Here is a 14103-nt window from a genome sequence, read left to right as displayed (position 1 = left end):
TTTATTTTTCGGTTAATAGCCAAGCATCTTTAGACTGCGTACGTTTAATTTCACGTAAAGCATTCAAAGCATCGTTTGCATTGGTATAACTATCGAAGGTTACCATGTGCAGGCCATAAGCATTCGTGCCATAATAACCGGCATTAAATCCGTTAGCTTTTAGCTCCTCGATTTTTCTATCGGCATTACCCTTAACTCTAAAAGCACCTGCAACGATAAAATGAGTTGCAGCTCCTTTTTCAACAGTTGCTTTTGCTGTAGAAATTGTAGTGGCTTCAACAGTAACTGTTGGTAATTCTAATGGCGATAGATCAAAGAAGGTTGCTTCTTGTATTTGCTTGTTTACAAACTCTTCAGCATTTTGTCTAGCAACTTGCTCGTTTGTATTTTTTTGTTGGTATGCACGATAACCGGTTACGCCTGTAGAAAATGCTAGCATTAGAATGGCAGCATATTTTAAATAAGGTCTAAAACCACTAGTTTCTCTACGTTCAGGACTAATTACGAACGGTATTTTTTCTTCTAATTGTACAACTTCTTCCTTTAATACCTCTCTAGTAACAGGTATAGAGTTAAAATTTGAAAGTCCGAATGAAGAGGTTAAATAGTTTGTTTCATTTGCAGGTTGAAACAATATTTTATCTTCATGGTTTCTAGCTAAAGAACCAATATTTTTTAACTGTAATGATGTTTCTTGAATCAAAACTTCTTGCCAAGTTTTTACTTGGTTTTCAATTTCGACCAATGCAGTTTCATAAGAAACTTTCTCTGCATTTGATACATAAGAAACCAAAAGCCCATCGTTCGAGATTAGCTGTCTATTAAAAACAATAGATTTATTTGGTGCGCTAAACGTATTGGTAACCACGTTTATTTTGGCAGAATTTTTTTGGGTAAGGAATGCTCCAAATCCTGGGACAACAACACAGTTGTACCTATAAAGTAAATCGCTTATATAGTGTTCTAAAACCATCTGATCACAAATATGAAGAAAATAAAGAGGTATAAAAACTCCTTTCGTAACTTTTTATTAACATATTTTTTTCCCTTATTTGTGAATAAGAAATGAGAACTACACAACATACTGCTGATGAACTTGTTGCAATACTACGGTTACAACATGTTCCAAATATTGGAGATATCCTCGCGAAGAAATTAATTTCCCATTGTGGGAGTCCATCCGCGATTTTCGAAGATAAAAAGCAAAATCTTTTGAAAATCGATGGTATCGGTACCCATACGATTAAACATTTATTCGACTTAGAGCATTTGGAAGCTGCCGAGTCAGAATACAATTATGTACTCAAAAACGATATCAGCTGCACGTATTTCTTAGATGAAGATTATCCTAAATATTTAAAGCATTGTATTGACGGACCTATACTTCTATTTCAGAAAGGAAATATTGATTTGCAGAATCGTAAATTAATTAGCGTAGTCGGTACTCGTAAAATTACGAGCTACGGAATGGCTTTTTGCGAGCAGTTTATTGAGGAAGTAGCTCCTTTAGATCCAGTTATAATTAGTGGTTTTGCTTACGGAGTTGATATTTGTATTCAGCGGGAAGCTATAAAACATGGTTTACAGACCATAGGATGCTTAGCGCACGGACTAAATCAAATCTACCCAAAGGTGCATGCAAAGTATCAAGCTGATGTTTTAAAGAATGGCGGATTCTACACTGAATTCTGGAGTACCAGTAACCCCGAACGTGAAAATTTTTTAAAACGAAACCGAATTATTGCTGGTGTAAGTGAAGCTACGGTTGTTGTTGAATCTGCTGAGAAAGGTGGTAGTCTAGTAACAGCTGATATCGCCAATAGCTATAATAGAGATGTTTTTGCAGTACCAGGTAGAACCACTGATAAATATAGCGTTGGCTGTAACAACCTAATTAAACAGCAAAAAGCACATGTAATGACATCGGCGGCAGATTTAATTTATTTGTTAGATTGGGATATAGCAGAGAAACAAAATAAGACCATTCAGAGACAGCTTTTTATTGAATTAGATGAGGTTGAACAAAATATTTACACCTACCTGCAGAATAACGGTAAGCAAATTTTAGATAGCATAGCCTTAGATTGTAAGCTGCCTATTTATAGAACTTCTTCTACCTTGTTGACTATGGAAATGAAAGGTGTAATACGACCTTTGCCAGGAAAATTATTTGAAGCAATCTAGTATTTTACAAACCACTCGGTTTGTTTTTTAAATATTCTAAATCTAGAATGAATTAAGTAATCTTTTTGTCGATAAAATACCATTCCAAATCGGGAAAATCGCTTTAGAATTGGTCCAAATAAAAACAAAAAACCGACCACTAGGTCGGTTTATAATATTTGAGGTTTTCTGAGGCTGATAATTAATATCCAAGTTTTTCACGAACTCTTCCTAGCACTCCGTCAGCTACTTTTCTTGCTTTTTCTGCTCCCAAGGCAAGGGCATCGTCTATTTCATTAAGATTATTAATATAGTATTCAAACTTCTCACGAGGCTCTATAAACTTATTTACGATTACTTCATAAAGTGCCTGCTTTGCATGACCGTAACCATAATTTCCGGCTAAATAGTTGGCGCTCATTTCTTCTATTTGAGGCTGGCTAGCTAGAATTTTATATAAAGCGAATACATTATCATTGGTAGGGTCTTTCGGATCTTCCATAGGCGTACTATCCGTTTGAATTCCCATAATTTGTTTGCGTAATTGTTTATCCGTCTGAAAAAGACTGATCAAATTACCCTTGCTCTTACTCATTTTAGCACCATCGGTACCTGGTATGTACATGGTTTCTTCTTGAACCTTGCCCTCTGGTAAAACAAAAGTTTCACCTAATTGTGCATGAAAACGAGAAGCAACATCGCGCGTCATTTCAATATGTTGCATTTGATCTTTACCTACAGGTACAATATTGGCATCATATAATAGAATATCTGCAGCCATTAACATAGGGTAGGTAAAGAGTCCGGCATTTACATCCTCTAACCTATCAGCTTTATCTTTAAAAGAATGAGCAAGGGTTAAACGTTGGTATGGAAAAAAGCAGCTTAGGTACCAAGCTAGTTCTGCCGTTTGTGGTACGTCGCTCTGTCTATAAAAGACGGTATTTTCAATATCCAATCCAAAGGCGAGCCAAGTTGCGGCAACAGCATAAGTATTATGACGTAACTCTGCGCCATTTTTAATCTGTGTCAACGAATGCATATCTGCAATAAAAAGAAAAGATTCGTTAGCCGGATTATTTGCCATTTCTATTGCTGGCTTAATTGCTCCTAGAATATTTCCTAAATGCGGAGTTCCGGTACTTTGTATGCCTGTTAAAATTCTTGCCATTTTCTATATTCTAAGAAAGCAAAGGTAAAACAAATACAAAAAAACTATCGTAAATAACTACTTTTGATTTATGCTTAAATTGGTTAAATACGTCGGTCAAACTATATACCGAATTTGGTTTTATGTTCTAGTGGCTATTCCTATTCTACTCTTTTTTCCATTACTGGTAATTTTTGCTTCACGTGAAACCTGGTATCCACAGTTTTTTTGGATGGCTAGAAACCTCTGGGCTAGATTTATACTGTATGGTATGTTTTGTTTTCCGAAAGTAACCTACGAGCAACGTTTGGTGAAAAAGAAAAGCTATATGTTGGTGGCTAACCATACGAGTATGCTTGATATTATGCTGATGCTAGTGGTAAGTAGAAACCCATTTGTATTCGTGGGTAAGAAAGAGTTGGTTAAAATACCTTTATTCGGATTCTTTTATAAACGTGTGTGTATAATGGTAGATAGAGATAACACCCAAAGTAGAACTGGTGTGTATAGAAGAGCGCAAAAGAGATTACAGCAGGGCTTGAGTATTTGTATTTTTCCTGAAGGTGGTGTGCCCGAAGAACATGTGGTTTTAGATAAGTTTAAAGATGGTGCCTTTAAAATGGCCATTGCTCATAAAATACCGGTGGTGCCCATAACTTTTTTTGATAACAAAAAACGGTTTTCTTTTACGTTTTTGAGTGGAGGGCCTGGTAAATGTAGGGCTAGAGTTCATTCTTTTGTGGAAACTCATTCTATACGGCCAGAAGAAACGGCAGAGCTAAGAACAAGCGTTAGAGAAACGATACTTAGCGATTTAACCAAATAGCTAGAACCTGTAACCAAGGTTAATACCACCTTTACCGATAATGGTAAAATCTCTATCGTTCTTAAATAGATTGCGACCAATACCTGCATCTATTTCTACGATAAAACCTCTTTTAGTCAGTAGTTTTACGCCGGTACCAATACCTAATGCAAAATCGACAACATTTTCTTCGTATCCAGAACTTGAATAATAAGAATCTGTTGGTTCATCATAATAAGAACCATACGTGTAATCATCAACAGAATTCAACATACCAAAAGCTTCTACGAAGAAACCAGAAGCATATTTTTTTCCAAAATATTGACGGTAGTACGGCGATACATAATAGTTGACGTCAATATTTTCGTCGTCATATGCAAATAGTACATCAACACCTATAGCAGACTCTTCGTTCAGCAAATATTGATAATCTATCTCAATGGCGCCTAAGATCAAAAAGAGGCCGTTAATTTTTAATTCTTGATGTTCTTCTGAAGTTATAATTTCATCTTCTACATCTTGAGAGTAGATAGAAATACTGAAAAGGCAAAGACAGCTTAAGATGTACTTTTTCATATGTATGATTTAAAACTGAAATGTGAGTCCGCTATAAACTCCAACGGAATAGGGTCTAAAAGTACCGTTTACATCAGAAAACGTGTTCAGTTGATATTTAAAAATCGGTTCTATATTAAATCGCACTTTTTGTGAAAAATTGTAATTAACGCCAAGCCCCATGTTGGCACTAAAGTTTAGGTCGTTAATATTATTGGCTTCGCCGATTTCTGTGGTCAATTCGCCAGAGGTTAATGAAACCGTATTATCAATTAAAAATAAAGAACTGACACCACCAATAAGGTTTACTCCGAATTTCTTGTCAATCAGTGCATAATTTAATTCTACGGGCAATTCTATATAACCAAATTGTTGCGACATGTAACCTTCTCTTGTCGGACTTTTTGCTGTAACATCTAAAGCAGAACTTATGGTGCTGAACTTGTCTGATGCAACTACTTTACTCGAAATGGTAAGTGTATTAGATGTTTCTGCATAATCAATAGTGGTTAATTGACTGTTTTTAGAGGCAAGCCCTGAGGAAGATGAAAAAGCAACATCTTCTGTATCATACCCATAATCTACTTTATTGATACCTGAGCGTATGGTCAGCTTTTTAGTTACGGCATAGGCTAAAGAGACTCCGTAACTCATATTAACGTTTCCTGATTTCGCGTTCGGACTGAAAATAGAATTAACTGGGGAGCCTTCACCAAGCGCATTAAAATAAACGGGAGCAACATTTGGACCAGCAGACCATCTATTATTTGCTACTTTCTCCACTTTTAGATCCTCTTGATCTTCAATTTCCTCAAAAATAGATTTCTTCGCGTTTTCTGGCGTTTCGTCAGTATTTGTATTTTGAGCAATAGCAGTTTCATTAGTCAATTCGGTCGAACCTAATTGTTCAAAAGAATTGTTAGATTGCATAGTGCTGTTTTTATCATTAACATTAGCATCAGTATGTAATGAATTTTTTGTGCTGTTTTCTTTTATAGTAATGTTCTCAGCCAGTAATGCATCATTTGTGGTTGACTTGCTTGGCGTAATCGGTTTTTTGTTATCAGCGACCGAGTTTTGATTTTTACCGTTGTAATTATCAAGTGTTTTGGCTGTTGGTTTAATTATTTTGCGAGATTCCTGCTGCGTTGATTCTGTATTATTTTCAACACTGCTAGCACTATTTTTAACTGAAATTTCTTGTTCAGCAACTTGATTTTTGTTGATATCTATAGAATCAATAAAAGTGTCTTTTTCAGTATTTAACTGAGAGTCATTGTTTATTTCTGATTCGGTATCAGTATCAACCAAAATTTCGTTCGATAGTTGGTTATCTGAAAACGGATTAATTACTAACAAGCCAATGGCTATAGCGGCGGCTATACCACTTAGTGACCACCAAATAGGAATCACCCGCTTCTTTTTCTTTTTGTCTAATGACGCATCAATCGCCCGCCAAACTTTATTGTCTGGGTTTTGCTTGAAGTCCGAGAGCTTATCTCGAAAAATGTCGTCTATATTTTTCTTCTGCATCTAGTACTGTTTCTGTCTATAACCTTGTAGATTATAAAAAGTGTGTTGATATTATAATTAAGACACTTACAATTGATTGTGTCACTTTGGTTTCTATTTTTTCTTTTAATAATGCACGTGCCCTAGCAAGATTAGATTTTGAGGTACCGATAGTGGTACCTAATATTTCACTAATTTCTTTATGCGTGTGCCCATCCATTACATATAGGTTGAATGTTGCACGGTATTTATTCGGTAATTCTTGTATGTAACTTAAAAGCGATTGTAAACTGATATCGGCATAAGCATTATCTACCGTAACTTCTTCTTCTGTATTATCTGTAACTACGTTTAAATACTCTTCTTTTCTATATTTTTGTAACGCAGTGTTTATGGTAATTCTTTTCATCCAACCTTCAAAAGAACCTTTATTTTTAAACTGACCTATTTTATCATAAATGGTCATAAAGCTGTCGTGCAAAGTATCTTCTGCCTGAGTCTTAGATTTAGAGTACTTTAAACATATGCCATAAAGAGTTGTGGCATAGGCTCTATATAATAGTTCCTGTGCTTTACGGTCTCCTTTTTTGCAATTATGAATGAGCTCTTCTAGACTCACAAATGGTTGGTTGTTTTAAGGGTTGTTTACTGGAACGACAATTTCTAAATATTCTGCCTCTCCTTCACTATTATCGCCGGTATAAAATTTAAAGGTATAGGGTTCGGTATAAATTACCTGAAAGTTGAATGACGCTGTCTCTTGAATTAATTCTTCCATACAATCATCAATATCTGTTCGTACTGCCCCAATGGCAACAACACTTCTCGTGGTCAGGGAATCTTTAACAACATCAAAACCCTCGTAGTACGTGCAACTATCGGGCTTTAAGTAATTTACAGTAATCTTATAGGTCTTATTAAGAACAAAAGATTCTGGTACTTCTGCATCAACAATTTCTAATGCAGTAAAATGGAAATTGGCGCCATCATCATCAATAGAACAACCATTGCATAAAAATGCTAAGACCAAGGTCAAAAACATTAACTTATTTCTCATCATACAACTATTTTGTAATTAAGATGAAAAGGAAGTAAAATGGTTGCGTTAACTCATTTGTGTTTACTAGATACTCTAGATTTTAATACTCCGAGGCTTGCACACCATGAGCGGTCAAGCCTCGAAATTTTAATTTGCTTTTCTTAAAGTATACCTCGTGGGTCTGCTCAAAAAGATAATTAATTATTATAAAAGCTGAACTTAAGCAGTTAAGGCTTTAATGGCTTCTCTAATTTTGCCATCTAATTCCTCAAATAATTCAGGGTTATCTAAAAGTAGGCTTTTAACGGCATCACGACCTTGACCTAATTTAGTGTCGCCATAGCTAAACCATGAACCACTCTTCTTTATAATTTCATATTCAACACCTAAGTCGATAACCTCGCCAACTTTAGAAATACCTTCACCGTACATAATATCAAATTCTGTAGTACGAAAAGGTGGTGCTACTTTATTCTTTACAACCTTAACTCGGGTCTTGTTACCTTGAACATTACCATCTGTATCTTTTATTTGTGTAGATCTTCTAATATCTAAACGAACAGATGCATAAAATTTAAGGGCATTACCACCAGTGGTAGTTTCTGGGTTACCGAACATTACACCGATTTTTTCACGTAATTGGTTAATAAAAATAACAGTACAGTTTGTTTTACTGATAGAACCTGTTAATTTTCTAAGTGCTTGAGACATTAAACGAGCATGTAAACCCATTTTAGAATCTCCCATTTCTCCTTCAATTTCACTTTTAGGTGTCAATGCCGCAACTGAATCTATTACTACAATATCGATTGCTCCAGAACGTATTAGGTTATCAGCAATTTCTAAGCCTTGCTCGCCGTTATCTGGTTGAGATATAATTAAGTTGTCTATATCTACACCCAATTTTTGAGCGTAAAAACGGTCAAAAGCATGCTCAGCATCAATAAATGCTGCAATACCACCGTTTTTTTGTGCTTCTGCAATTGCGTGTAAAGTCAACGTTGTTTTACCTGAAGATTCTGGTCCGTAAATTTCAATTACACGACCTCTTGGGTAACCACCTACGCCTAAGGCAATATCTAAACCTAATGAGCCAGAAGGTATCACTTCAACATCTGCAACAACCTTATCGCCCATTTTCATTACAGCGCCCTTACCATAGGTCTTATCCATCTTGTCAAGGGTTAATTGTAATGCTTTTAATTTTGCTTCTTTTTCAGAACCCATTTTCTATTTTTTTTGGATAGCTAAATTACCAAATCTTTTTTGAATTGAATAATATTGAATCGTTTACGCAACCATTTTAGGTAATTTCTATCTTTTATAAAATAGAACGTACTTAATTGGTTATGTATCGCTGTTTTAGTGTCGGCGGTTATAGGTGGCTATATCCTTTTTGTATTCTTTAAGAATGCTATGAAAAAGAATTGAAATGGAATAGTCGATAAAGAGTCTTGTGGTTAACAAGGCTCTTTTTTTGATTATAATGTGGTTAACCTTAATATAATAGGTACATTTTCATTATTTTTGCACTTCGAAATTTTTCTATAACCTTCTGCCCATTGGCAGACTTAAATTATTAGTATAGCATGCAACTGTACAATACGTTAAGTGCAATAGAAAGAGCAGCTTTAATTGAAGAAGCGGGTAAGGAACGCCTTACTATCTCTTTCTATACCTATGCACATATTGGTAATACCAACATTTTTAGAAATCACCTTTTTATTAACTGGAATGATATGGACGTTCTTGGGCGAATTTATGTTGCCCACGAGGGTATAAATGCCCAACTTTCAGTGCCAGCAGAAAATTTTCAAGTATTTAAAGAACATTTAGATAGTATTTCTTTTCTTAAAGATGTACGCTTGAATATTGCTATTGAGCAAGACAATCTTTCTTTTTTGAAATTAAAAGTTAAGGTGCGACACAAAATTGTAGCCGACGGTTTAGAAGATAATTCTTTTGATGTTACCAATAAAGGAATTCATGTTGATGCCAAAAGGTTCAATGAACTTATTGAAGATCCAGATACGGTTCTCGTTGATATGAGAAACCATTACGAAAGTGAAATCGGACATTTTAAGAACGCGGTTACACCAGATGTTGATACGTTTCGAGATTCATTGGACATTATTGAACGCGATTTGGCAGATCACAAGAAAGATAAAAAATTGGTAATGTATTGCACTGGCGGAATTCGTTGCGAAAAAGCGAGTGCCTATTACAAACATAAAGGTTTTGAGCAGGTGTATCAGCTAGAAGGCGGAATTATTGAATACACCCGACAAGTAGAGAAAAACAATCTTGAAAATAAATTCAAGGGTAAGAATTTTGTTTTTGACCATAGAAGGGGAGAACGTATTAGCGATGATGTAATTGCCAATTGCCACCAATGTGGCGAAGCTTGCGATGAACATGTAAATTGTGCCAACGAAGCTTGTCATTTATTATTTATTCAATGCTCATCTTGTGCAGAAAAAATGAATAATTGTTGTTCAGATGCCTGTAAAGAGGTTCATGAATTACCTTTTGAAGAGCAAAAAGCACTCAGAAAAGGTAAGGTTGTAAGTAATAAGATATTTAAAAAAGGAAGATCAGAAGTGCTAAAGTTTAAAAAATAGGCTTTCTTATTTAATAAGGCTTAAGTCATTAAATAATACGATACATTATAAAAAGGCAGCGTTTTTCGCTGTCTTTTTATTTTTTTGAAAAGGTCTTGAGTGATTGGTAAAGTCACTATTTAAAACCGACACCACTAATTTCACTTTTATTTCACATTAAAAAAACTGTATCTTTACCTATAAGTTTTTTATGAATCTTTTTTGGTGAATTTTATAAAATTCGACCAAAGCAATATATATAATATGAGTTGTAGTAGTTGTTCTACCGGTAAGGATGGACAACCAAAGGGATGCAAGAATAACGGTACTTGCGGTACAGATGGTTGCAATAAACTGACAGTCTTTGACTGGCTTTCAAATATGTCGCTCCCTAATGGGGAACGACCATTCGATTTTGTTGAAGTACGTTTTAAAAATAGTAGAAAAGAGTTTTTTCAGAACACAGAAAATCTTTCACTTTCCATAGGCGATATTGTTGCCACACAAGCACAATCTGGTCATGACATTGGTATGGTCACATTAACAGGTGAGCTTGTACGCGTTCAGATGAAGCGAAAGAAAGAATCTTTCACTGATGTAGAAGCTCCGAAAGTTTACAGAAAAGCGAGTCAGAAAGACATAGATATTTGGCAAAAATGTAGAGATCGAGAAGATGAAATTAAGAAAAGAGCGCGTGAAATCGCTATTATCTTAAAGCTTCAAATGAAGATTTCTGATGTGGAGTTTCAAGGTGATGGATCAAAAGCTACGTTTTACTATACTGCCGATGAACGTGTAGATTTTCGTCAACTGATAAAAGATATGGCAAAGGCTTTCGGTATTCGTATCGAAATGCGCCAAATAGGGTATCGTCAAGAAGCTCAGCGACTTGGTGGTATTGGTTCATGTGGTAGAGAGTTATGTTGTTCAACATGGTTGACCGATTTTAGATCGGTAAGTACTTCTGCGGCACGTTACCAACAACTATCATTGAATCCGCAAAAACTTGCTGGTCAATGTGGTAAGCTAAAATGTTGTTTAAATTATGAGCTAGATGTCTATGTTGATGCTCTTAAAGATTTTCCTGCTCAAGACACAAAATTATTTACAGAAAAAGGACTCGCTTTTTGCCAGAAAACCGATATTTTTAAAGAAATGCTGTGGTTTTCCTATAAAGATAATCCTGCTAACTGGCATGTTCTTTCTAAGGATCAGGTAAACGAAATTTTAGAGAAAAACAAAAAGAAAGAGAAGGTTGCTAGTTTAGAAATGTACGCCATGGAAATTGTCGTAGAAGAAAAAGTAGTGTTCGAAAATGTAGTTGGTCAAGACAGCTTAACACGTTTTGATAAACCAAAAGGTGCCGGTAACAATAATAAGAACAAGAACAGAAACCGGAACCGAAATAAGAACAAAAACAAAAATCGTAATAGGAATCAAAAGGATGCGTAGTATATCTTATTGTTTTTTGGCATTAGTGCTTTTTGCTTCTTGTGACAGCAATATTATCAAAACCGAATACCGAACTTTAGAAAACGGGGTTTGGAACAAAGATAATGTTCTTGAATTTTCACTTTCAAAAATGGATACTATTGCCGAGCACGATATCTTTATCAATGTTCGAAATGACAATACATTTCCTTATAGTAATTTGTTTATCATCGCTTCTTTAACTACTCCTGAAGGAGAGGTAACTAAAGACACCTTAGAATATGCCATGTCTGCACCCGATGGTACTTGGCTTGGAAAAGGGAACGGTAGTATTAAAGAAAATAAATTATGGTATAAAGAAAACATCGTTTTTTCCTCTTCGGGCGTATATACTATAGAGGTATCACAAGCGATGCGTAAAAATGGTAATGTATCGGGCATAATTGGTCTCGAAGGCATTACAGATGTTGGCATAGAAGTAACAAAAAGCACCCCGTAAACAATGGCAAAAGAGGTAAAGAAAAAAACAACGAATAGTTTTTCGAAATTCATATTATGGTTTTGGATCTTGTTTGGGTCAGGTATTGCTATTGTAGCATTAATCTTCTTATCTGCCTCTTGGGGACTTTTCGGTGCATTACCACCTTATGAGTATTTAGAAAATCCGCAGACAAATTTAGCTTCACAAATAATATCATCTGATGGTAACTTGTTGGGCAAGTTCTATTTAGACGATAACCGTACCGATGTAAAATTTAATGAATTACCAGAAAATTTAGTCAATGCGCTAATAGCTACTGAAGATGTTCGGTTTAATTCTCATTCAGGAATTGATGCTTGGGGTACTTTAAGAGCGTTTGTGTATTTGGGTAGTAAAGGTGGGGCAAGTACTATCTCTCAGCAATTGGCAAGACAGTTGTTCGTAGGGGTTCGTTCTAGAAATAAGTTTGAGACTATACAGCAAAAAATTAAAGAATGGGTATTGGCTATTCGATTAGAGCGAAGCTATACCAAAGAAGAAATCATCAGTATGTATTTTAATATTTATGATTTTGGAAATAATGCCGATGGTATTCGTTCTGCTTCACGTATTTATTTTGGCAAAGAGCCGAAAGATTTAAAAACTGAGGAATCAGCAATGCTGGTAGGTATGTTCAAAAATTCATCACTTTTTAACCCTATGCGTAGGGAAGAAATGGTGAAAGATCGTAGAGATGTTGTTTTGGCCCAAATGGCAAAATATGATTTCATTACCGATGTAGAGAAAGATTCGCTACAGGCTACTAAAATGGATATCAACTACAATCCGGAAACGCATAGTGTTGGTTTAGCAACCTATTTTAGAATGTATTTGCAACGTTTTATGAAAGATTGGATAGATAAGAATCCGAAGCCTGCTATTGGTGATGAATCTGATCGTTATAATCTGTATTTAGACGGACTCAAAATTTACACCACCATTGACTCGAAAATGCAAGCTAATGCCGAAGAAGCAGTGAATGAGCATATGACAAAATTGCAAGCTGAGTTCTTTCATCAGAATACACCAGATAGAAATAAAACAGCTCCTTTCTTAGATATTACACCAGAAGAGACGAAGAGTATTATGGAGCGCGCCATGAAAAATTCTGAAAGATGGAAAATCATGAAAAGCGAAGGTAAATCTGAAAAGCAGATTCGCGAGTCTTTTGATAAAAAGACCGAGATGACAGTTTTCGATTGGAAAAGTCAGACTAAAGAAAAAGATACTATTCTAACTCCGATGGATTCCATCCGTTATTATAAAACATTTTTAAGAACGGCAATGATGTCTATGGAGCCACAAACAGGTCATGTAAAAGCATGGGTTGGTGGTATTAATTATAAACATTTTCAGTATGATAATGTTATACAAGGTGCAAGACAGGCAGGTTCTACTTTTAAGCCGTTTGTTTATGCTGCAGCAATTGATCAATTAAGATTATCGCCTTGTGAAACTCGCCCAGATACACAATATTGTATTGAAGCAGGTAAGCATGGTAATGTGGAGCCTTGGTGTCCAAGAAATTCTGACATGAAGTATTCAGGTACTAGCTATTCGCTAAAAAGAGCTTTAGCAAATTCTGTAAACACGGTTACCGCACAATTAATAGATGAGGTGGGTCCAAAATCTGTTGTGAGTATGGTTCGTAATTTAGGACTTTCAGGAGAAATTCTAGAAGTACCTTCAATAGCCTTAGGTGCCTTAGATGTTAATGTATATGAAATGGTAGGTGCATACGGTGCTTTTGCTAATCAAGGGGTATATGTAAAACCGGTTATGGTTACTCGTATAGAAAATAAAGATGGTACGGTTCTGTATGAATATGTACCAGAGACAAAAGATGTATTGAGTAAAGATGTTTCGTATGCTATTTTAGACCTTATGAAAGGTGTTACCCAAGGTGGTTCGGGTACACGTTTACGTACAACGGGTTATAATAAATGGAGACCAGAATATGACGAAATCATTACAGGTTATCCATATCAATTGACGAACCCAATTGCGGGTAAGACAGGTACTACACAAAACAACAGTGATGGTTGGTTTATGGGTATGGTACCTAATTTAGTTACTGGTGTATGGGTAGGTGGCGAAGAAAGAGCAGTGCACTTTAAAAGTATTACTTATGGGCAAGGTGCTTCAATGGCATTACCTATATGGGGCTTGTATATGACCAAAAATTATGCAAATGAAGAATTGGGCATTTCTAAAGAAGATTTTGAGCGACCAGAAAATATGTCTATTGAAATAGATTGCGCTAAATTTTCAGCCGATATAAAACAAGATAAAGACGTTGAAGATGATTTAGAAGATTTAGATTTTTAA

Annotated in this window: 13 protein-coding genes; 6 read left to right on the top strand and 7 right to left on the bottom strand. The window is 35.4% G+C overall.

Going from position 1 to position 14103, the window contains the following annotated elements:
* Window position 1 precedes the first annotated feature (1 nt).
* Window positions 2-973 (bottom strand): SPOR domain-containing protein, encoded by a 972-nt coding sequence (locus tag ACEN2N_RS09995; protein ID WP_441824188.1) that lies wholly within the window; start codon window positions 971-973, stop codon window positions 2-4.
* Window positions 974-1065: 92 nt separating this feature from the next.
* On the opposite strand from ACEN2N_RS09995, the gene dprA reads away from it, so the two are divergent.
* Complete coding sequence (gene dprA, locus ACEN2N_RS09990) at window positions 1066-2184, top strand: DNA-processing protein DprA (RefSeq protein WP_441824187.1); 1119 nt, start codon at window positions 1066-1068, stop codon at window positions 2182-2184.
* A gap of 181 nt (window positions 2185-2365) precedes the next feature.
* Here the strand turns inward: dprA and trpS are convergent, their stop codons facing one another.
* Entirely contained in the window at window positions 2366-3334 is a 969-nt protein-coding gene (gene trpS, locus ACEN2N_RS09985; RefSeq protein ID WP_441824186.1) for a tryptophan--tRNA ligase, read from the bottom strand.
* A 70-nt stretch (window positions 3335-3404) separates the two neighbouring features.
* On the opposite strand from trpS, the gene ACEN2N_RS09980 reads away from it, so the two are divergent.
* Window positions 3405-4139 carry a lysophospholipid acyltransferase family protein gene (locus tag ACEN2N_RS09980; protein ID WP_441824185.1) on the top strand — a complete coding sequence of 245 codons (735 nt, stop codon included), beginning with the start codon at window positions 3405-3407 and terminating at the stop codon, window positions 4137-4139.
* Here ACEN2N_RS09980 and ACEN2N_RS09975 read toward each other — a convergent pair whose 3' ends face one another.
* From ACEN2N_RS09975 to recA, 5 genes are all read right to left on the bottom strand, one after another.
* Complete coding sequence (locus tag ACEN2N_RS09975; RefSeq protein WP_441824184.1) at window positions 4140-4694, bottom strand: DUF3575 domain-containing protein; 555 nt, start codon at window positions 4692-4694, stop codon at window positions 4140-4142.
* 9 nt (window positions 4695-4703) lie between these two features.
* Complete coding sequence (locus ACEN2N_RS09970) at window positions 4704-6206, bottom strand: outer membrane beta-barrel protein (protein WP_441824183.1); 1503 nt, start codon at window positions 6204-6206, stop codon at window positions 4704-4706.
* Between the two features lie 31 nt (window positions 6207-6237).
* Entirely contained in the window at window positions 6238-6804 is a 567-nt protein-coding gene (locus ACEN2N_RS09965; RefSeq protein ID WP_441824182.1) for an RNA polymerase sigma factor, read from the bottom strand.
* Window positions 6805-6819: 15 nt separating this feature from the next.
* On the bottom strand, window positions 6820-7245 hold the full coding sequence (locus tag ACEN2N_RS09960) for a hypothetical protein (protein WP_441824181.1): 426 nt from the start codon (window positions 7243-7245) through the stop codon (window positions 6820-6822).
* Window positions 7246-7443: 198 nt separating this feature from the next.
* Complete coding sequence (gene recA / locus ACEN2N_RS09955) at window positions 7444-8451, bottom strand: recombinase RecA (protein ID WP_441824180.1); 1008 nt, start codon at window positions 8449-8451, stop codon at window positions 7444-7446.
* A 362-nt stretch (window positions 8452-8813) separates the two neighbouring features.
* Here recA and trhO point away from each other — a divergent pair, with 362 nt between their 5' ends.
* The 4 genes from trhO to ACEN2N_RS09935 all read left to right on the top strand — a co-directional run bounded on the left by trhO (window position 8814) and on the right by ACEN2N_RS09935 (window position 14103).
* Window positions 8814-9845: an oxygen-dependent tRNA uridine(34) hydroxylase TrhO gene (gene trhO / locus ACEN2N_RS09950; RefSeq protein ID WP_441824179.1), complete on the top strand. Its 1032-nt coding sequence runs from the start codon at window positions 8814-8816 to the stop codon at window positions 9843-9845.
* 243 nt (window positions 9846-10088) lie between these two features.
* The gene (locus tag ACEN2N_RS09945; protein ID WP_441824178.1) at window positions 10089-11276 is read left to right on the top strand and encodes a PSP1 domain-containing protein; all 1188 of its coding nucleotides are present in this window, start codon (window positions 10089-10091) and stop codon (window positions 11274-11276) included.
* On the top strand, window positions 11269-11754 hold the full coding sequence (locus ACEN2N_RS09940; protein ID WP_441824177.1) for a gliding motility lipoprotein GldH: 486 nt from the start codon (window positions 11269-11271) through the stop codon (window positions 11752-11754). Before ACEN2N_RS09945 ends, ACEN2N_RS09940 begins: the two co-directional genes overlap by 8 nt.
* Before the next feature lie 3 nt (window positions 11755-11757).
* Window positions 11758-14103: a transglycosylase domain-containing protein gene (locus ACEN2N_RS09935; protein WP_441824176.1), complete on the top strand. Its 2346-nt coding sequence runs from the start codon at window positions 11758-11760 to the stop codon at window positions 14101-14103.

The organism is Maribacter spongiicola (assembly GCF_052119685.1).
Lineage (GTDB): Bacteria > Bacteroidota > Bacteroidia > Flavobacteriales > Flavobacteriaceae > Maribacter > Maribacter spongiicola_A.
This window is presented reverse-complemented; position numbering and strand designations above follow the sequence as displayed.